Raw genomic sequence first — 19306 nt, 5'->3', positions numbered from 1 at the left:
GAGACTTATGTTCGGAAAAAAACTTATGCTTCTGCCCGCCCTGATCCTGTCCGCCGCGGCTGCGCTCTCCGGCTGCACGTCGGGCGGCAGCGCCGGCGCCGCCGGCGACAAAGTCATCAACATCTACCAGGGCAAAGTCGAAATCTCCGATCAGCTCCAGGAAATGAAAGAGCTGTACGAGTCGTCGCATCCGGGCGTTAAATTGAATATCCAGTCCGTCGGCGGCGGCACGGATTATGCGGCTTCGCTCAAATCGCGGTTCTCCGCCGGGGCGCAGCCCGACATTTTCACCATCGGCGGCTTCCAGGAACGCGATCTGTGGCTCGAATACCTGGAAGATCTGTCGGACCAGCCGTGGGTGCAGCATATGGACCAGGTGTCCAAAGACCCGATGACGGTGGACGGCAAGCTGTACGGATTCCCGCTTAACTACGAAGGTTACGGTTTTCTGTACAACAAAGATATTTTCAAAGAAGCGGGCGTGACGGAAATTCCGAAGACGCTGACGGAGCTGGAAGCGGCGGCGGAAAAAATCAAAGCGGCCGGTTATACGCCGTTCGTTAACGCCTACGCCGAATGGTGGGTGCTCGGCAACCACAACGTCAACGTGCCGTTCGCCCGCCAGGACGATCCGGACGCGTTCATGCAGGCTCTGAACGACGGCAGCGCGGATATCGCCGGCAACGAGATTTTCAACGGCTGGCTGGACCTGCTCGACCTGACGCTCAAATACGGCCAGGCCAATCCGCTGACGACCGACTACAACACGCAGATGTCCACGTTCGCCAACGGCAAAGCCGCGATGACGCAGCAGGGCAACTGGGTGCAGCCGACGCTCGACGGGATTAATCCCGACCTGAACGTGGGCATGATGCCGATGCCGATCAGCGACGACGCGGAAGCCAACGACAAGCTGTATGTGGGCGTTCCGATCTACTGGGTCGTCAACAACAGCTCGCCGGTCAAGGAAGAAGCGAAAGAACTGCTCGACTGGATGGCCAGTTCGCCGGAAGGCCAGCAGTTCCTGACCGAGAAATTCCAATTCATCCCGGCGCTGAACAACGTCGAAGCCAATCCCGACGATATCGGGCCGCTCGGCGCGGAACTGACAAAGTATATCGGCGACGACAAAGCGCTCGGCTGGTACTTCCAGCAGCTGCCGATCGGCACGCCGCAGGATTATTCCAGCCTGATGCAGTCGTATATCGCGGGACGCGATACGAGGGAGCAGCTGCTCAAGAATCTCCAGGCTTCCTACGACAACTTGAAAGTCCGCTAAGCGGTTCGATACGAACTCCGAAAGTCCCCCGGCGCGATTGTCGCCTGGGGACTTTTTTCGCCGACTCTACATTTTTGTGTCGGGAATGTTTCGGCGGGTGCATACAAGGCCCCGGAATGCTATAATGGACAAGATTTAGGCGGAAATTCGAGCAGCAGGAATATTCCGCGTAAGGCAGTGGATAACGTACGGAGGGACAAACCTATGAGCAAATTGGTGATATGCGATCACCCGCTGATTCAGCACAAACTGACTTTTATTCGCGATGTGAACACGAACACGAAAGATTTTAGAGAACTGGTCGACGAAGTGGCAACGCTGATGGCGTACGAAATTACGCGTGAAGTGCCGCTGGAGTCGATTCCGGTGGAAACGCCGGTCACGCAGACGGAAGGCAAAGTCATCTCCGGCCGCATGCTCGGCCTGGTGCCGATTCTGCGCGCCGGTCTGGGCATGCTCGACGGCGTGCTCAAGCTGCTGCCGGCGGCCAAAGTCGGTCACGTCGGGCTGTTCCGCGACCCGAATACGCTGCAGCCGGTCGAATACTACGTGAAGCTGCCGACCGACGTGCAGGAGCGCGAGCTGATCGTGATCGATCCGATGCTGGCGACCGGCGGTTCCGCGATCGCGGCGATCGACGTGCTCAAGAAACGCGGCTGCACGCAGATCAAGATGATGAATCTGATCGCCGCGCCGGAAGGCGTGAAAGCCGTACAGGACGCGCACCCCGACGTGGATATTTATGTAGCGGCGCTGGACGAGAGACTGGACGACCACGGGTATATCGTACCGGGGCTCGGCGACGCGGGCGACCGCCTCTACGGCACGAAATAAGACAGGCTTCCGTCTCGCCGAACCGTTCCGCACTAATGCTTTCCAAAAAAGCGCTTTATAATGAAGGAACTGTTCGGCGAGGATGCGGAAACCGGCTGTCCAACGGAAAGGTGAGCGAATAATTCAATGAAGAAAATCAAAGTCATGACCATCTTCGGCGTGCGTCCGGAGGCCATCAAGATGGCTCCGCTCATTCTGGAACTGGAAAAACACCCCGAAGAGATCGAATCGGTCGTTTGCGTAACCGCGCAGCACCGCCAGATGCTCGATCAGGTGCTTGAGGTATTCAAGATCAGCCCGGATTACGATCTGGACGTCATGAAAGACCGCCAGACGCTGAACGAGATCTCGGTGCGCGTGCTGCAGGGCCTCGAACCGGTGCTGCGCGAAGCGAAGCCGGACATCGTGCTGGTGCACGGCGACACGCTGACCACGTTCCTGGCCAGCTACGCGGCGTTTATCCAGCAGATTCAAGTCGGCCACGTGGAAGCGGGCCTGCGCACCTGGAACAAGCTGTCGCCGTATCCGGAAGAAATGAACCGTCAGCTGACGGGCGTTCTGGCGGACCTGCACTTTGCTCCGACCTCCTGGTCGGCGGGCAATTTGGCCAAAGAGAATAAGGCGCAGTCAAGTATTTTTGTCACAGGCAACACCGTTACGGATGTGTTTCAATATACCGTGCAGCCCGATTACAGCCACCCGGTACTGGATTGGGCCAAAGGGAAACGACTGATTCTGATGACGGCGCACCGCCGCGAATCGCAGGGCGAACCGCATCGCAATATCTTCCGCGCCGTTAAACGGATCGCCGACGAGTTCGAGGACATTGCCATCGTATATCCCGTTCATCCGAGTCCCGCTGTAAGAGAGCCGGCTCACGAAATCCTGGGCAATCATCCGCGCATCTCGCTGATCGATCCGCTGGACGTCGTGGACCTGCACAATTTTTATCCGCATACCCATTTGATCCTGACCGACTCCGGCGGCCTGCAGGAAGAAGCTCCATCGTTCGGCGTGCCTGTACTCGTACTGCGCGATACGACGGAACGTCCCGAAGGCATCGAAGCCGGAACGCTCGAACTGGTAGGTACGGAAGAAGAGAAGGTGTATGAACGGACTCAAGCCTTGCTGAGCGACGAGGTTCTTTACGAATCCATGAGCCGGGCCGCCAACCCGTACGGAGACGGCAAAGCGTCGCAGCGGATTGTCAATGCAATTCTTCATAGTTTCGGATTCAAAAACGAACGCCCTGACGAATTTCACAAAATAGACACAATTGATCCCGAAGTTGCATTGTGATCGACCGGGCAAACAGTATACAGTATAGCTGTACGGTTAATGCGTTTTCATAACGCCAAAAGCCAGTCGAAAAGGAAAAGTTCGGTGAATTGACAATAACTCTTCCCGTTAAGTAAAATGAATGGGGATTGGGGCGGGAAATCTAATGAAGAAACCCGTACAGCCGACCGATAAAAGCAGCCCCTGGAAAGCGGTTGGACTCGTCAGCGCCATCGGCGTCGAGCTTGTTTTGTTTACACTGCTCGGCTTCTTTTTTGGGCGCTGGATGAACGACATAACCGGCGGTTCGGGACTCTGGATCGGACTCGGCGTCTTAATCGGACTCGTAGCGGGAGCCGTTGGGATCGTCGCCCTCGTTCGCAAAGTTTTGGAGGGAAGCAATGAGTGAAAGCGAATTGCCGAAATACATGCGCTGGCTTACGCGCATAACCTATACACTCCTGGCAATCGGCGCCGTCTGGATGCTGATCGCCCCCCATCATCACCCGGTGATCCTGGGGATTGTACTGGGAACGAGCGTAAGCTGCATGAGCGCGTATTATTTGGGATACAGGGTCCGCAAGATTACGGATGCGGTATCGGAAGGAAGAAAGGCCCGGGGCGGACTTGGCTTTGCCTGGCGGGCGATCGCGGCGATTGCGGCTCTTGTAGTCGCCATCGAATTTCCGCATGAAGTCAACTTGATTGCCCTGATGGCGAGTTTGAGCGCAGCTCCGATTATTCTGCTGATTGTCGGAATCCTGATTACTCGCAAGGAATCCAAAGCAGAATCTCTCTACTTTGAGGAGAAACGGAGAGAGAAAGAGAAACTGGCTAAAGAAAGGGGGGAAAAAGATGCATGAATCGCTAATCATTGAGCTGCTCGGCATGCGTGTCGACCTGTCGGTCGTCCTGATGCTGATCGTAAGCTGCGCGGTGGTGTTTCTGATCGCCAAGCTGGCGACCCGGAAACTTTCCGTGGAAAACCCGGGTAAAATGCAAAACTTCATGGAATGGGTGATCGAGTTCGTCCAGAACCAGATTGCCGGTACCATGGATATGAAGAAAGGCCGGCCGTTCGTTACCCTGGCGGTTACGCTGATTATGTTTATCTTCGTCAGCAACATGCTGGGTCTGCCGTTCGGTATTGTTATTCATCCGCATAGTGTGGCGGAAGCGACAGTATTCGGTCATCCGATCCTTCCCGCTGTAGAAGCATTTAACGCCGCTGCCGCTGCTGGCACGGAAGCCCACGTCGAAGTCGCGATTTGGAAATCGCCTACCGCGGACGTAACCGTAGCCATGACACTGGCGGCGATCGTTTTCATCCTGGTGCATTTCCTCGGAATTACGAAGAATACCAAGGCTTACTTCAAGCACTACTTCGAGCCGTATCCGGTATTCTTCCCGATCAACCTGATCGAGCAGTTCTCGAGTCTGCTGACGCACGGCATGCGTCTCTACGGCAATATCTTTGCCGGCGAGGTGCTGATCAGCGTTATCCTAAAGCTCGCAGCCGTCAATGTAGTCGGGCTGATCGCTTCGATCCCGCTGATGATGGTGTGGCAGGGATTCAGTATTTTCGTAGGCGCCATCCAGGCGTTCGTCTTTACGATTCTGGCCCTTGTGTACATCTCGCAGAAGATCGACACGCACGAAGAGCATTAGCCGCTTTTCAATAAGCGGAAGAAGCAAAGTTTTGCGAGTCCAACGCAAGGATAAGGTTACATAAAAACCGATATCCAAGCTGGCTATATACAAAATTTATTTTCTTATACTTAAGGAGGATTTCACGCATGGATTTGGGACCTATGGCTTTAATCGCCGCTGCAATCGCAGTCGGCTTGGGCGCACTCGGCGCAGGTATTGGTAACGGTTTGATCATCAGTAAAACGGTTGAGGGTATCGCTCGTCAGCCGGAAGCTAAATCGACGCTGCAAACCACAATGTTTATCGGTGTAGGTCTGGTCGAAGCCCTGCCGATCATCGGCGTAGTCCTCGCGTTCATCTTCTACGCGGCGGCTTAACTTAAAATCAAGTATGGCGGGGATGGCACAGCCTCCGCGCCTTCTTTTTGAACTGAGTACTTTATACGTATTGAAATAGACTCGAAGCAAGGCCCGTTTTACCGAACCGGAAAGGAGTGACTCAAGTGGATATCGTATGGTCTTCTACAATTATCACCCTGATTGCGTTCCTGATCCTGTACTGGCTGCTCAGCCGCTACGCGATCGGACCGCTGCTTTCGGTGATGGAGAAGCGCCGGGAACTGGTGCTGAGCCAACTGAAAGAAGCTTCCACGACACGCGACGAAGCAGCCGCTTACGTGACGCAGCAGCAGGAAGCGCTCCAGCAGGCGCGCAAAGAAGCTTATGACATTATCGAACAGTCCAGACAAACGAGCAGCAAGCAGGCCGATCAGATGATCGCGCAGGCGAAGGACGAAACGGCTCGTCTGAAAGACGAAGCGCTCCGCGATATCGAGAGCGAGAAGAACAAAGCGATGGCCGCGCTCCGCGGCGAAGTCGGACGCGTCTCCGTACAGATCGCTTCCAAGCTGATCGAGAAAGAGATCGACGAGAAGACGAACGAAGGCCTGGTCGATCAGTACCTGAAAGACGTAGGGACGCAATCATGAGCCGCGATACGCTGGTCGCGAAACGGTATGCGCGCGCGCTGTTCGAAGTGACTTTCGCCGAAGGCAAAGTCGCCGAGACTCAGGCCGAGCTGCGCGCCATTACGGAAGCATTCGCGTCCGAACCGGCCCTGCGCAAGTTCGTATCTTCGCCCGGTGTATCCGTGGAAGATAAGAAAAAAGTGCTGAGCAGCGCTTTTGAAGGCCGCGTTTCCGTTCCGGTGATCCGGACGGTCGAGCTTCTGCTCGAACGCGGCCGCACGCAGCTGTTCGGCGAACTGCGCGAGAGTTACGAACAGATCTCCAACGAAGCGCTCGGCCTGGCCGACGCTACCGTTTATACGGCATTTCCGATGACCGAAGCGGAAAAAGCCGAAACCGCGCAGCGGTTCGGCGTTCTGACGGGCAAGAAAATCACCGTCCACAATGTGGTGGACAAAACCGTGCTGGGCGGAGCCAAAGTCGTGATCGGCAATACGCTGTACGACGGCAGTCTGGCGGGCAAGCTGGAACGTCTCGAAAAGTCTTTTGAACGACAAGCATAGTGACAGGGGGGAAACCACTTGAGTATCAGACCTGATGAAATCAGCACGCTGATTAAAAGCCAGATTGAACAGTATCAAAGCGAAATCGAAGTTGCCGAAGTGGGTACCGTTATTCAAGTCGGCGACGGTATCGCGCGCGCGCACGGACTCGATAACGTATTGTCGGGCGAACTGCTCGAATTCTCGAACGGCGTGATGGGCATGGCCCTCAACCTGGAAGAGGACAATGTCGGTATCGTTATCCTGGGTCCTTACACGGATATCCGCGAAGGCGACCAGGTTAAACGCACGGGCCGCATCATGGAAGTTCCGGTCGGCGAAGCCATGCTGGGACGCGTCGTGAACCCGCTGGGTCAGCCGGTCGACGGCAAAGGCCCGATCGCGACAACCGAATTCCGTCCTGTCGAAGGTTCCGCTCCGGGCGTTATCGACCGCAAATCGGTACACGAACCCATGCAGACCGGCATCAAAGCCATCGACTCGATGGTTCCGATCGGCCGCGGTCAGCGCGAGCTGATTATCGGCGACCGTCAAACGGGTAAAACGACGATCGCGATCGACACCATCCTCAACCAAAAAGGCAACAACGTGAAATGTATCTACGTTGCCATCGGACAGAAGCAGTCCACCGTTGCCCAGGTCGTGGAAACGCTGCGCCGCACCGGCGCGCTGGACTACACGATCGTCGTTACGGCGTCCGCTTCGGACCCGGCTCCGCTGCAGTACATCTCGGCGTACACCGGCTGCGCGATGGGCGAGTACTTCATGTACAAAGGCGAGCACGCGCTCGTAATCTACGACGACCTCTCGAAGCAGGCCGCGGCTTACCGCGAACTCTCCCTGCTGCTTCGCCGTCCTCCGGGCCGGGAAGCTTACCCGGGCGACGTGTTCTACCTGCACTCCCGTCTGCTGGAACGCGCGGCCAAGCTGAGCGACGCCCGCGGCGGCGGCTCGCTGACGGCTCTGCCGTTTATAGAAACGCAGGCTTCCGACGTATCGGCTTACATTCCGACAAACGTTATCTCCATTACCGACGGCCAGATCTTCCTGGAATCCGACCTGTTCAACGCCGGTCAGCGTCCGGCGATCAACGTCGGGATCTCGGTATCCCGGGTCGGCGGTTCCGCGCAGATCAAAGCCATGAAAAAGGTTGCCGGTACGCTCCGTCTGGACCTGGCCCAATACCGCGAGCTGCAGGCGTTCTCGCAGTTCGGTTCGGACCTCGACAAATCGACGCTGTCCCGTCTCAACCGCGGCGCGCGCATGATGGAAATCCTCAAACAGGGCGTTAACCAGCCGCTTGCCGTCGAACAGCAGGTGGTCAGCCTGTACACGGCCGTCAAAGGCCTGCTCGACGATATTCCGGTCGGCGACGTTCGCCGTTTCGAACGCGAATTCCTCGCTTTCATGTCGTCGGAGCACCAGGCGGTTCTCGATTCGATCGTACAGACGAAAGATCTGACGGCCGACAACGAGAAAGCGCTGGTCGCCGCGATCGAACAATTCAAAAAAGGATTTGCGACAACGGCCTAAGCGCCGCTCGCACATCTTCAGGAGATTCCCTCCGGACTCCGAACGAGTGAAGCCGCGCCCTTCCCGCAGGGAAAGAGCGGCTTTGCGCGTACGCGTCCAAGGCGGGCTCTATAAGTGAAACGCAACCTGCATTTTAAGAATCGACTTTGCTTCGCAAAGCATGGGGTGTTGAGAAAAGATAGATTAAGGAAAGGCTAAAGGGACTTAGGGAAAATTCCGTGAAGGAGACCTGGCGTTCGCCTTTGAAACCGGGAAGATTCCGCTAGAATCTAATCGAGCTTCCTGGTTTCAACACGCGACCGGAACGGAATTTCCCGGGGCCAACCTGCCTTTACTTTATTGGATTTTCTCGCTTACGAAGTAACTTTGTTTACGCAAAGTTTTTAGGAGGTGACAACATTGGCAAAAGGAATACGCGAGATCAAACGTCAGATCAAGAGTACCCAGAATACCCGTCAAATCACCAAAGCAATGGAGATGGTGGCGGCTTCCAAGCTGCGCAGAGCGCAGGAGAAAGCGGAAGCGGCGCGGCCGTATTCCGAGAAGCTGCGCGAAGTCGTGGCAAGCATCGCATCGAGCAGCACCGGCATTCGGCATCCGATGCTGGAGAAGCGCGCGGTGAGCAAGACGGCGTATCTGGTCATCACGTCGGACCGGGGCCTTGCGGGCGGTTATAACGCCAACATCTTGCGCCGCGTCTCCAACGAACTGCGCGACCGGCATTCGTCCCCGGACGAATACGTCGTGTACGTGATCGGACGCAAAGGCCGCGATTATTTCCGCAGACGCGGCGTCGAAGTCGCCGAAGCCGTAATCGACCTGTCCGATTCGCCTTCGTTCGCCGACATCAAGACCGTGGCGGCGCGCGCCGTTCAGGACTATGAACTCGGCCGCTGCGACGCGCTGTACTTATGCTACAACCAGTTTATCAACGCTCTTACCCAGATTCCGCAGGTCGAAGCTCTGCTGCCGATGGAGCCGGTATCGTTCGAAGGCGCTTTGCAATCGTACGAATTCGAGCCTTCGGCCGAAGCCGTGCTGGGCGAACTGCTGCCGCGCTACGCCGAAACGCTCGTTTACAGAGCGGTGCTCGAAGGCAAAGCCAGCGAATTGGGTTCGAGAATGACGGCGATGGGCTCCGCGACCAAGAACGCGACGAAGCTCATCAACGAATATACCTTAACGTACAACCGGGCGCGTCAGGCGGCCATTACCCAGGAAATCACCGAAATCGTGGCGGGAGCCAGCGCCGCACAAAGCTGAAGCTTGTAGGAGGGAAAACCAAGCATGAATACAGGACGCATCATCAGCATCACGGGTCCGGTTGTCGACGTTGAATTCGAACGCGGTCAGCTGCCGGAAATCCTCAATGCGCTCAAAGTTCAAAAGACGACGGAAAAAGGCCAGACGATCGAACTGACTCTGGAAGTCTCGAACCATCTGGGCGACAACACAGTCCGCTGCATCGCGATGTCTTCCACCGACGGATTGACGCGCGGAAGCGCGGCGGTCGATACCGGCGGTCCGATCTCCGTACCGGTCGGCGAAGTTACGCTGGGCCGCGTATTTAACGTTCTCGGCGCGCCGATCGACGAAGCGGGCGAAGTCGTGTCGGCGGTCAGCAACCCGATCCACCGCCAGCCTCCGACGTTCGACGAACTGTCGACGCAGGCGGAAATGCTGGAAACGGGCATCAAGGTTATCGACCTGCTCGCTCCGTACGCCAAAGGCGGCAAGATCGGCCTGTTCGGCGGCGCCGGCGTAGGCAAAACGGTCACGATCCAGGAACTGATCAACAACATCGCGCAGGAACACGGCGGGATCTCGGTATTCGCAGGCGTCGGCGAACGTACGCGCGAAGGGAACGACCTGTACCACGAAATGAGAGAGTCCGGCGTTATCAACAAAACGGCGATGGTGTTCGGACAGATGAACGAGCCTCCGGGCGCGCGTCTGCGCGTAGCGCTGACCGGTCTGACGATGGCCGAGTACTTCCGCGACCAGGAAGGCCGCGACGTACTGCTGTTCATCGACAACATCTTCCGCTTCACCCAGGCGGGTTCGGAAGTATCCGCCCTGCTCGGACGGATGCCTTCGGCCGTAGGTTACCAGCCGACGCTGGCGACCGAAATGGGTCAGCTGCAGGAACGGATCACTTCGACCAAAACGGGTTCCGTAACGTCGATCCAGGCGATCTACGTACCGGCGGACGATTATACCGACCCGGCTCCGGCCACTACGTTCGCCCACTTGGACGCAACGACCAACCTGGAGCGTAAAATCTCCGAAATGGGGATCTTCCCGGCCGTGGACCCGCTCGCTTCGAGCTCGCGGATTCTGTCCCCGGACGTTGTAGGCGAAGAGCACTACGAAGTCGCTCAAGGCGTGAAGCAAATCCTGGCGCGCTACAACGCGCTGCAGGATATCATCGCGATTCTCGGTATGGACGAGCTGAGCGAAGACGACAAGATCATTGTCGCCCGCGCCCGTAAAATCCAGCGTTTCCTGTCGCAGCCGTTCCACGTTGCCGAAGCGTTTACCGGTCTCAAAGGCCGCTACGTGCCGGTCAAGGAAACGATCCGCAGCTTCCGCGAGATCCTCGACGGCAAGTACGACGAACTGCCGGAAGCGGCGTTCCTCTTCGTCGGCACGATCGAAGAAGCTGTCGAAAAGGCGAAAACCCTGTAAGCCGCAGGCTTTGGGGGAGGAGGGATACAAGTGAGCACCTTTTTGCTGGAAATCGTCACGCCGGAGCGTTTGATCTACTCCGGCGATGTGACCAGTATCATCGCGAAGAGCGTAGAAGGCGACATGGGCGTGCTGCCGGGCCACGTGGCGACCGTAGCTCCGCTCCAGATCGGCGCGCTGACCGTGCAGCATGACGGCAAGCGTTCGCATATCGCCGTGCACGGCGGTTTCCTCGAAGTTCGCCGCGACAAAGTCGTCGTGCTGGCCGAAAGCGCCGAGCTTCCGGAAAGCATCGACCTCGAGCGCGCGCGAGCCGCTCGGGAACGGGCCGAACTGCGGATCGAGAGCAGCAAGATGCACCAGGACGAGGTCGATTTCCGCCGTGCGGAATACGCGCTCAAACGCGCGATGACCCGGATCGACGTGTCCGGTACGGACGTCGTCAACAAATAATCGGACAGCCGATCTCTTTAACCGGAGATCGGCTTTTTGTCGCGAATATCCGAAACTGAGCCCAAACGCCCGGTCTACAGCCGGGAATCTACTGTTTGCGGGCGCTGATTATTTCCCCGGAAATGCTGTTTTCAAACTTGAGGCGCAGAAGAAAAGCTGCACTGTAATCCGCAAAAAGCCCGCTGCTGCGCCAAATAAGCAATCAAGCAAGCGGGAAATGAAAATGACGCATGAAAATTATAGGCACTTTTTTGCAAAAATTGTTTGAAATATGCTGGATTCTTCACGCACTTGCCAGTATTATAGAGAAGTCCGCAAAAATGTTTCGCTGCGCGGACATGGAAGTCCGACCGGACGAACGAGGGGGCTTGGACCGTGGACGGAGACACACTGGCATCTTTCGGACAAACCGGAGTATCCGGTATTCTGGCCATCGTCATCTCGCTGGGGTGTGTTATACTTGCCTGGTGGGCGCTGCAGAACCTGAAGCTCGACTTGTTCATTCGCCATCCGCAGAGTCCGCAGGGTAAAATGCTGCAGGTACTGCTGGCGATCGTGCTCGGGCATTTCGTCGCGAATTTTATTTTGGATTACATCGGATGGACGCAGCTGCTTAGAATGGGCTTCTAAACGCCCGAAATTGTTTGAAGTCGGAACGCTTGGGTTAATCAGTGATTAGGCTTAAATTGGTTACCTTACTTTTACACAAGACGAACCGGCCTTCGGGTCGGCATGTGCACAATACCACAACTTACAAACAACGCAAATTAAACGCGCGGAGGGAATACGGAGATGAGCAAATTTATCGTCCGCGGCGGCAAACGATTGACCGGAACCGTGAAAGTTAGCGGTGCCAAGAATTCGGTGCTTCCTATCATCGCTGCCAGTCTATTAGGACAAGAAAGAGAGAGCGTCATTTCAGATGCTCCTCCTCTTGACGACGTTATGACCATCAATAAAGTTTTGGAATCGCTGGGAGCCGGCATTACATACCGGGATGAAGTCATCCGTGTAGATGCTCGAAACCTGACTTCATGCGAAGCGCCGTACGAGTGGGTAAGCAAGATGCGCGCCTCCTTCCTCGTAATGGGGCCTTTGCTTGCGCGCCTGGGTTCTACCCGCATCTCGATGCCGGGCGGCTGCGCGATCGGCACGCGTCCGATCGATCAGCATCTGAAAGGGTTCGAAGCGATGGGGGCGATCGTCACCATGGGCGAAGGATATGTCGAAGCGAGAAGCGAAGGCAAACTCCGCGGAGCGAAAATCTATCTGGACGTGGCCAGTGTCGGCGCGACGGAGAATATCATGATGGCCGCAACCATGGCCGAAGGCACGACGACGATCGAGAACGCGGCCAAAGAGCCGGAGATCGTCGACCTGGCCAATTATTTGAATGCCATGGGCGCGATCGTTCGCGGCGCCGGTACGGGCACGATCCGGATCGAAGGCGTGGACAAGCTGATCGGCGCGGCTCATACCGTTATTCCCGACCGGATCGAAGCGGGCACTTACATGGTGGCTGCCGCGATTACGGGCGGAGACGTGTACGTCGAAGGCGCAATCGCCGACCACCTCGGTCCGGTCATTGCCAAGATGGAAGAGATGGGCGTTACCGTAACGCCGGACGAGAACGGAATCCGCGTCGTGGCCGACAAGCCGCTGCGCGCCGTCGACATCAAGACGCTTCCTTATCCGGGCTTCCCGACCGACATGCAGGCGCAGATGATGGCGCTGCTGCTGAGTTCCACCGGAACCAGCGTCGTGACGGAGACCGTATTCGAGAACCGCTTTATGCACGTCGACCAATTCCGCTTGATGAACGCGGAGATCAAAGTCGAAGGACGTTCTTCGTTCGTCAGCGGCGAAACCAAGTTTGTCGGAGCGAAAGTAACGGCGACCGACCTTCGCGCCGGCGCTGCGCTGATCTGCGCGGGCCTTGTAGCCGAAGGAACGACGGAAGTGGGCGGCACGCATCATATCGATCGCGGTTACGTCAACTTGACCGAGAAACTGGTCGGTCTGGGCGCCGATATCTGGCGGGTTTCCCTCTCGGAAGTTTCCGCGGAAACGGCTCCGGCCGTCGAAGCGAAAACGCGCGAAGAGTCTCCTGTTTTCAAAGTACAGCCGACCTGGGCGTAACCATCGGGTTGCCCGGTCGTATGCAGAATGATCCAAGTCCGAACGGGCTTGGATTTTTTGTGTATTTACAGACGATTTGGTTCGAAATTCCGTTGAAGAGCGGGCTATAAATATGGTATGTTAAAAGCTGGTAGTTTACAGGGTGGCGGGCGAAAGACCGCAGTGGGAAAAGCCGAATAAACAAGGATGCTGGAGGCCGCGAAAAGACATGTTGAGCAAGGATATCGGGATCGATCTGGGCACGGCGAACGTGCTGATTTACGTAAAGGGAAAAGGAGTCGTGATCGACGAGCCGTCGGTCGTGGCAATCGAGAGGGAATCGAAGCGTGTACTCGCGGTCGGCGAGGAAGCCCGCCGCATGGTGGGACGTACGCCCGGCAATATCGAAGTGGTGCGCCCGCTGCGCGACGGCGTGATCGCGGACTTTGACATCACGGAAGCGATGCTTCGCTATTTTATCAATAAAGTGGGCGGCAGAAGCTGGTACAGCAATCCCCGGATTCTGATCTGCGCGCCGACCAACATCACTTCCGTCGAGCAGAAAGCGATTCGGGAAGCGGCCCAGCATACCGGAGCGAAAGACGTTTATCTCGAAGAAGAGCCGAAAGCGGCGGCAATCGGCGCGGGCATGGACATCTATCAGCCGAGCGGCAACATGGTGGTCGATATCGGCGGCGGCACGACCGACGTAGCGGTTCTGTCGATGGGCGACATCGTGACTTCTTCTTCGATCAAGGTTGCGGGCGATACGTTCGACGAAGCGATCATCCGCTATATCAAGAACAAATACAAGCTGCTGATCGGCGAACGGACGGCGGAGGATTTGAAGATCAATATCGCGTCGGTGCATCCGGAAGGCCGCCAGGCCGAAGTGGATATCCGCGGCCGCGATATGGTGTCCGGTCTGCCGCGCACGGTGTCCGTCACTTCGGCGGAAGTGCAGGAGGCCCTGTCCGAGTCGGTATCGCTGATCGTCAGCGCCGCCAAGTCGGTGCTGGAACGCACGCCGCCGGAGCTGTCGGCCGACATCATCGACCGCGGCGTCGTGCTGACGGGCGGAGGCGCGCTGCTGCACGGTCTGGACGACCTGCTTGCGCAGGAGCTCAGAGTACCGGTCTGGACGGCGGAAGATCCGATGCACTGCGTCGTCAAAGGCACGCAGCTCATGCTCGATCATCTCGACAAAACGGCCAAGAAAAAATTCTGATTTCCCCTTCATAATTTCTCGCGTCTGCCGATATATAAGGTACAGGGCCGAGGGGCTTTTTCGAAGCCGCCCGGCAGCAGAGGACACGGACAAGCACAGCACGGCTTCGCACACACATCCCGCATCCGGGCGATATCGGAAGGAGAAATGATTCGAATGCTGAGAGGCTTATATACGGCGACCGCAGGCATGATGACGCAGCAGCACAGACACGACACGGTGACGCAGAACATCGCCAACCTGAACACGACGGGCTACAAGCAGGTGGACAGCGTGGCGCGCTCGTTTCCCGAAGTGATGATCGGTCTGCAAAACGGCGACGAAGGCCGCGACAATCGTCAGGTGGGCAAGCTGAACACCGGCGTATTCGCCGAAGAAAGCATTTCGATGATGGTTCAGGGCGATATTACGGAGACCCAGTCTTCGGACGACCTGGCGCTCGTTTCCGATATTCAGGTGGCGAACCCGCAGGGAGGCAGCATCGCGTTCGACGCCTCGGGCAAATTCGTCGGCGCGAACGGACAGGTACAGTATCAGCCGCAGGCGTTTTTCAACGTGCAGAACGCATCCGGCGGAGTCAGCTACACGCGCGACGGCGACATGCATCTGACTGCGGAAGGACGTCTCGTCACATCGATGAACCAAAACATTCTCGGGCAGGACGGACAGCCGATCGTGCTGACCGGTTCGATGGACGATTACTGGGTGCGCGAGAACGGAACCATTTTCAACAAAGCGACGGGCGCGGCTTCCGGACGGATCGGCATCACGGTCGCCCAGCAGCCGAACGAACTGACGCGCGACGGCGAAGGGCTGTTCTCGGAGAAAACGCAGGGCGCCGCATCGCTGCGGGCCGCGACGAACGAAGATCAGATCAACGTCAAGCAGGGTTATCTGGAGCGCTCGACGGTCGACGCGGCTCAATCGATGGTCGATCTGACCGCGGCGCTGCGGGCTTACGAAGCCAACCAGAAGGTTGTGCAGTTCTACGACAAGAGTCTTGAAAAAGCGGTTAACGAAGTCGGAAGAGTCCAATAAGGGAGGCTAACTCATGAACAACTCGATGATCAGCGCTTCGGTAACGATGAACGGCCTTCAGCGCAAACTCGACCTGATTTCGGACAATATCGCCAATCTCGACACGGTAGGCTACAAAGCCAAGCAGGCCAACTTCCAGGACACGCTCACCCGCGTTCAACAGCAGGGCAAATCGTTTATCCAGGACGGACGCCGCACCGACGCGGGCTACAATCTGGGCTTCGGCGCCCGGATGGGCGAAGTGACGGTCGACCAGACGCAGGGCGCGCTCAAGGAAACCGGCAGCAAATCCGATATCGCGATCGAAGGCAACGCCTTGTTCGAGATCCAGGTGGACGGGAACAAAGCATGGACGCGCGAAGGCGGCTTCCAGCTCGCTTCGGTGGGCACGGATACGCAGAACGTTTACCTGATGACGAACCAGGGCTATCCGGTAATGGGCGCGAACGGACAGCCGATCCGCATTCCGGCCGGTTCGGAACTGCAGGTCGATAGCGACGGCACGGTTCGCGCGATCTCTCCGGACGGCAGAAGCACCGCGGCGGGACGCCTCTCGCTGGGACGTGTGGAGCACTCGGAAGGCCTGGTGCAAACGGAGGGCAACATCTTCCGTCTGGCGGCCGGCGCGAACGAAAACGAAGTCATTACGAATACCGGAGTGACGGCGGAAGTCAGACAGGGTTACGTCGAGCAGTCGAACGTCGATATGACGGCGCAGATGACCGATCTGCTGCAGGCGCAGCGCGCCTACCAGCTGGCGGCCAAAGCGCTGATGTCGAGCGACACGATGGCAAATCTGGCCAATACGATTCGTCAGTAATCACCCGAAAGTCATATAAAGTCCGAATCCGCCGAAACTTTTTTCGGGCCGGATTCGGTTTTTGCGTAAGGAGGGGTCGAAGCGATGGAAAAAGTGATGGACGAGCAAAGCGAAGCCCCGAAGCGCCGTAAAAAATCGTTCGGCAGAAGATTGCTGCGGTTTATCCTTTTTATAATCTTGTTTGCGGTCTGCATAGCCGGGGGCATGGTCTTCGGTTACGTATACGTGGGCAAACAGCCGCTCGAAGAAGCGTTCCGTCCCGAAACCTGGCGGCACGTCTTCGATCTGGTGTTCGCGCCCTGAAGCGGAACGGCCGGGGGATACCGGCGCAGCCGCGGAAGGCGGAGGAATAACGATCACGTTGCAGCGGCCGGAGCCGCCCGTATGCGCTTGTCCAAGCGCGGCGGGCGGCTCTTTTGGCTTGCCGTCTTTCCGCGATTCCTTTTTGCCCCGGGAAACTGTATAATGATGGAGGAAATTGCCGAAGGGAGTTTTGCTTGTGGTACTGGATTCGCAGCAAATTCAAGAGATTATTCCGCATCGACCACCTTTCCTGCTTGTGGATCGAATTCTGGAAGTCGAACCGGGCAAAAGCGCGGTCGGCATTAAAAACGTAACGGTAAACGAACCTTTCTTTGTCGGACATTTTCCGGGTTATCCGGTCATGCCGGGGGTATTAATAGTTGAGGCGCTGGCGCAGGTCGGAAGCGTGGCGATGATGATCGTGGAGGAAAACCGGGGCAAGCTCGGATTCTTCGCGGGCATCGACGGATTCCGTTTCCGCGGCCAGGTGAAGCCGGGCGATACGCTGAGACTCGAAGTCGAGATGACTCGTTTCAAAGGCAAGATCGGCAAAGGGCACGCCGTCGCGACAGTCGACGGAACCGTCGTGGCCGAAGGCGATATGATGTTTGCGCTCGCGGACCGCGAGTAAAGAAAAGCGCCGCCTCTTCAACCCAACTATCCGGAAACAGGGAGGTCTACGAAACATGATCAACGAAAAAACAGCGGCGGTCGTCAAACAGTGGCTGGAAGACCCGAGCATCGACGAGGAAACCAAACAGGAGCTGCGCGCGCTCGAATCGCAGCCCGACGAACTGGAAGACCGCTTCTACCGCGAACTCGAATTCGGGACCGGCGGACTGCGCGGCGTCATCGGCGCGGGCAGCAACCGGATGAACCGTTACACGGTCGGCAAAGCGACGCAGGGCCTGGCGCAGTACATACTGGAAACGGCGCAGGGCAAGGAAGGCAAACCTTCCGTAATCATTGCGCACGACTCGCGCCACTTCTCGCCGGAGTTCTCGCTGGAAGCGGCGCTTGTGCTGGCCGCCAACGGCATCGTGGCGAAGCTGTATCCGTCGCTGCGCACCACGCCGCAGCTGTCGTTCTCGGTGCGCCATCTGGAGGCCGACGGCGGCATTATGGTCACGGCGAGCCACAACCCGCCGGAGTACAACGGCTACAAGGTCTATAACCGTGAAGGCGGGCAGCTTGTGCCGGACGAAGCGGAGCGCGTCATCAGCCTGGTGCAGGGCGTGCAGTCCTTCTCCGAGATCAAACAGATCACCCGCGAGGAAGCGGAAGCGCAGGGTCTGATCGTGTGGCTCGGCGACGAAGAAGACGAAGCGTTTATCGATACCGTGGCGGGCCTGTCGCTGGGCCGCGAGCGTCTGGCCGCCGGCGAAGGCGACGATCTGCAGATCGTGTTCACGCCGCTGCACGGTACCGGCAATCTGCCGGTGCGCCGCGTGCTGGAGCGGATCGGGTTCAAGAACGTGGCCGTCGTGCCGGAGCAGGAGCAGCCGGACGGGGACTTCCCGACCGTCAAGTCGCCGAATCCGGAAGAGCGCGAAGCGTTTACGCTGGCGATGAAGCTCGGCGAAGAGCTGAACGCCGATCTGCTGATCGGCACCGACCCCGACTGCGACCGGATGGGCGCGGTGGTGCGCAACAAGGAAGGCAAATACGTCGTCCTGACCGGCAACCAGTCCGGCGCGATCATGGTCGATTACGTGCTCGGCCGCCTGCAGGAATCGGGCAAACTGCCGAAGAACGGCGCCGTGATCAAAACGATCGTGACCAGCGAGATGGGCGCGGTCATCGCCCGCCATTACGGAGCGGAAGTGCTGAACACGCTGACCGGCTTCAAGTACATCGGCGAGAAAATGAACCAGTTCGAGCAGACCGGAGAGCATACTTTCCTGTTCGGTTACGAAGAAAGCTACGGTTATCTGGCCGGCACTTACGCGCGCGACAAGGACGCGGTGCTCGCGTCCATGCTGATCGCCGAAGCTGCGGCTTACTATAAGAGCCAGGGCAAGACGCTGTACGACGTGCTCGAAGGATTGTACGCGCAGTTCGGCACCTTTATCGAGCGCCTGGAATCGCGCACGATGAAAGGCAAAGACGGCGTCGCCAAGATTCAATCGATCATGGCCGACTGGCGCGAGAATCCGCCGGCCGAAGTGGCGGGCGTCAAAGTCGTGCAGACGCTCGACTACGCGCAGGGCATCGACGGACTGCCGGAAGAGAATGTACTGAAGTACATCCTGGAAGACGATTCGTGGTTCGTGCTGCGCCCGTCGGGCACCGAGCCGAAGATCAAAGTCTACTTCGCGGTTCGCGGCGATTCGCTGGCGGGCGCGGAAGAAGCGGTGCAGCGCCTCGTTGCGGCCGTAACCGAACGGGTGGACGCCTAAGGCTCCGACATCGAGACGGCCGCGGACCGGATGCTCGCGTTCGCGGCGGTTTCCTCAGAAATCCCCACGATGCCTCTTGCCAAAGCGCGCCGAAGCGGCGCGTTTCGGCAGGGGGCGTCTGATTTATCGACTTGCGATCTATCAACTTGAACAAT

The 19306-nt window shown here is 57.6% G+C and carries 21 protein-coding genes; all 21 read left to right on the top strand.

The window, feature by feature from the left end:
• The first annotated feature begins 7 nt into the window (after window positions 1-7).
• The 21 genes from QWJ34_RS20335 to QWJ34_RS20235 all read left to right on the top strand — a co-directional run bounded on the left by QWJ34_RS20335 (window position 8) and on the right by QWJ34_RS20235 (window position 19151).
• Window positions 8-1279 carry an ABC transporter substrate-binding protein gene (locus QWJ34_RS20335; RefSeq protein WP_302730689.1) on the top strand — a complete coding sequence of 424 codons (1272 nt, stop codon included), beginning with the start codon at window positions 8-10 and terminating at the stop codon, window positions 1277-1279.
• 204 nt (window positions 1280-1483) lie between these two features.
• Entirely contained in the window at window positions 1484-2113 is a 630-nt protein-coding gene (upp, locus tag QWJ34_RS20330) for a uracil phosphoribosyltransferase (RefSeq protein ID WP_018976796.1), read from the top strand.
• A gap of 126 nt (window positions 2114-2239) precedes the next feature.
• Window positions 2240-3412 (top strand): non-hydrolyzing UDP-N-acetylglucosamine 2-epimerase, encoded by a 1173-nt coding sequence (gene wecB / locus QWJ34_RS20325; RefSeq protein WP_302730685.1) that lies wholly within the window; start codon window positions 2240-2242, stop codon window positions 3410-3412.
• Between the two features lie 145 nt (window positions 3413-3557).
• A complete protein-coding gene (locus QWJ34_RS20320; RefSeq protein ID WP_302730683.1) occupies window positions 3558-3800 on the top strand; it encodes an AtpZ/AtpI family protein in 243 nt (80 codons plus the stop codon).
• On the top strand, window positions 3793-4254 hold the full coding sequence (locus QWJ34_RS20315; protein ID WP_302730681.1) for an ATP synthase subunit I: 462 nt from the start codon (window positions 3793-3795) through the stop codon (window positions 4252-4254). Before QWJ34_RS20320 ends, QWJ34_RS20315 begins: the two co-directional genes overlap by 8 nt.
• Window positions 4247-5059, top strand: a complete 813-nt coding sequence (atpB, locus tag QWJ34_RS20310; protein WP_302730679.1) for a F0F1 ATP synthase subunit A — start codon at window positions 4247-4249, stop codon at window positions 5057-5059. The genes QWJ34_RS20315 and atpB overlap by 8 nt, the downstream gene beginning before the upstream one ends.
• 134 nt (window positions 5060-5193) lie before the next feature.
• Entirely contained in the window at window positions 5194-5418 is a 225-nt protein-coding gene (gene atpE / locus QWJ34_RS20305; RefSeq protein ID WP_302730738.1) for a F0F1 ATP synthase subunit C, read from the top strand.
• A 125-nt stretch (window positions 5419-5543) separates the two neighbouring features.
• Window positions 5544-6029 carry a F0F1 ATP synthase subunit B gene (gene atpF / locus QWJ34_RS20300; RefSeq protein ID WP_302730677.1) on the top strand — a complete coding sequence of 162 codons (486 nt, stop codon included), beginning with the start codon at window positions 5544-5546 and terminating at the stop codon, window positions 6027-6029.
• Window positions 6026-6571 carry a F0F1 ATP synthase subunit delta gene (locus tag QWJ34_RS20295; protein ID WP_302730676.1) on the top strand — a complete coding sequence of 182 codons (546 nt, stop codon included), beginning with the start codon at window positions 6026-6028 and terminating at the stop codon, window positions 6569-6571. The genes atpF and QWJ34_RS20295 overlap by 4 nt, the downstream gene beginning before the upstream one ends.
• An 18-nt stretch (window positions 6572-6589) precedes the next feature.
• A complete protein-coding gene (gene atpA / locus QWJ34_RS20290; RefSeq protein WP_302730675.1) occupies window positions 6590-8104 on the top strand; it encodes a F0F1 ATP synthase subunit alpha in 1515 nt (504 codons plus the stop codon).
• Window positions 8105-8503: 399 nt separating this feature from the next.
• Complete coding sequence (gene atpG, locus QWJ34_RS20285; RefSeq protein WP_302730673.1) at window positions 8504-9367, top strand: ATP synthase F1 subunit gamma; 864 nt, start codon at window positions 8504-8506, stop codon at window positions 9365-9367.
• A gap of 24 nt (window positions 9368-9391) precedes the next feature.
• The gene (atpD, locus tag QWJ34_RS20280; RefSeq protein ID WP_302730671.1) at window positions 9392-10792 is read left to right on the top strand and encodes a F0F1 ATP synthase subunit beta; all 1401 of its coding nucleotides are present in this window, start codon (window positions 9392-9394) and stop codon (window positions 10790-10792) included.
• Window positions 10793-10822: 30 nt separating this feature from the next.
• On the top strand, window positions 10823-11245 hold the full coding sequence (locus QWJ34_RS20275; protein WP_302730669.1) for a F0F1 ATP synthase subunit epsilon: 423 nt from the start codon (window positions 10823-10825) through the stop codon (window positions 11243-11245).
• Window positions 11246-11620: 375 nt separating this feature from the next.
• Window positions 11621-11875, top strand: a complete 255-nt coding sequence (locus QWJ34_RS20270; RefSeq protein WP_302730667.1) for a DUF1146 family protein — start codon at window positions 11621-11623, stop codon at window positions 11873-11875.
• A 162-nt stretch (window positions 11876-12037) separates the two neighbouring features.
• Window positions 12038-13384, top strand: a complete 1347-nt coding sequence (gene murA / locus QWJ34_RS20265; RefSeq protein WP_302730665.1) for a UDP-N-acetylglucosamine 1-carboxyvinyltransferase — start codon at window positions 12038-12040, stop codon at window positions 13382-13384.
• Window positions 13385-13592: 208 nt separating this feature from the next.
• A complete protein-coding gene (gene mreB / locus QWJ34_RS20260) occupies window positions 13593-14591 on the top strand; it encodes a rod shape-determining protein (RefSeq protein WP_302730663.1) in 999 nt (332 codons plus the stop codon).
• 156 nt (window positions 14592-14747) lie between these two features.
• Window positions 14748-15629 carry a flagellar hook-basal body protein gene (locus QWJ34_RS20255; RefSeq protein ID WP_302730662.1) on the top strand — a complete coding sequence of 294 codons (882 nt, stop codon included), beginning with the start codon at window positions 14748-14750 and terminating at the stop codon, window positions 15627-15629.
• 13 nt (window positions 15630-15642) lie between these two features.
• Window positions 15643-16449, top strand: coding sequence for a flagellar hook-basal body protein (locus tag QWJ34_RS20250; RefSeq protein ID WP_302730660.1), 807 nt, complete (start codon window positions 15643-15645; stop codon window positions 16447-16449).
• An 84-nt stretch (window positions 16450-16533) separates the two neighbouring features.
• Complete coding sequence (locus tag QWJ34_RS20245) at window positions 16534-16752, top strand: DNA-directed RNA polymerase subunit beta (protein WP_302730658.1); 219 nt, start codon at window positions 16534-16536, stop codon at window positions 16750-16752.
• A 196-nt stretch (window positions 16753-16948) separates the two neighbouring features.
• Complete coding sequence (gene fabZ, locus QWJ34_RS20240) at window positions 16949-17383, top strand: 3-hydroxyacyl-ACP dehydratase FabZ (protein ID WP_302730656.1); 435 nt, start codon at window positions 16949-16951, stop codon at window positions 17381-17383.
• Window positions 17384-17438: 55 nt separating this feature from the next.
• Entirely contained in the window at window positions 17439-19151 is a 1713-nt protein-coding gene (locus tag QWJ34_RS20235; RefSeq protein WP_302730654.1) for a phospho-sugar mutase, read from the top strand.
• Window positions 19152-19306 lie beyond the last annotated feature (155 nt).

Origin of the sequence: Saccharibacillus sp. CPCC 101409, assembly GCF_030518235.1 — a bacterium.
Lineage (GTDB): Bacteria > Bacillota > Bacilli > Paenibacillales > Paenibacillaceae > Saccharibacillus.
Note: the sequence above shows the minus strand (reverse complement) of the source record. Positions and strands in the feature narration are given on the sequence as shown.

Coding starts and splice junctions, on each gene's coding strand:
- murA (WP_302730665.1), top strand. CDS start 12,038: ATGAGCAAATTTATCGTCCGCGGCGGCAAACGATTGACCGGAACCGTG.
- QWJ34_RS20250 (WP_302730660.1), top strand. CDS start 15,643: ATGAACAACTCGATGATCAGCGCTTCGGTAACGATGAACGGCCTTCAG.
- QWJ34_RS20245 (WP_302730658.1), top strand. CDS start 16,534: ATGGAAAAAGTGATGGACGAGCAAAGCGAAGCCCCGAAGCGCCGTAAA.
- upp (WP_018976796.1), top strand. CDS start 1,484: ATGAGCAAATTGGTGATATGCGATCACCCGCTGATTCAGCACAAACTG.
- wecB (WP_302730685.1), top strand. CDS start 2,240: ATGAAGAAAATCAAAGTCATGACCATCTTCGGCGTGCGTCCGGAGGCC.
- atpD (WP_302730671.1), top strand. CDS start 9,392: ATGAATACAGGACGCATCATCAGCATCACGGGTCCGGTTGTCGACGTT.
- QWJ34_RS20295 (WP_302730676.1), top strand. CDS start 6,026: ATGAGCCGCGATACGCTGGTCGCGAAACGGTATGCGCGCGCGCTGTTC.
- QWJ34_RS20315 (WP_302730681.1), top strand. CDS start 3,793: ATGAGTGAAAGCGAATTGCCGAAATACATGCGCTGGCTTACGCGCATA.
- QWJ34_RS20335 (WP_302730689.1), top strand. CDS start 8: ATGTTCGGAAAAAAACTTATGCTTCTGCCCGCCCTGATCCTGTCCGCC.
- QWJ34_RS20235 (WP_302730654.1), top strand. CDS start 17,439: ATGATCAACGAAAAAACAGCGGCGGTCGTCAAACAGTGGCTGGAAGAC.
- atpB (WP_302730679.1), top strand. CDS start 4,247: ATGCATGAATCGCTAATCATTGAGCTGCTCGGCATGCGTGTCGACCTG.
- mreB (WP_302730663.1), top strand. CDS start 13,593: ATGTTGAGCAAGGATATCGGGATCGATCTGGGCACGGCGAACGTGCTG.
- QWJ34_RS20255 (WP_302730662.1), top strand. CDS start 14,748: ATGCTGAGAGGCTTATATACGGCGACCGCAGGCATGATGACGCAGCAG.
- QWJ34_RS20320 (WP_302730683.1), top strand. CDS start 3,558: ATGAAGAAACCCGTACAGCCGACCGATAAAAGCAGCCCCTGGAAAGCG.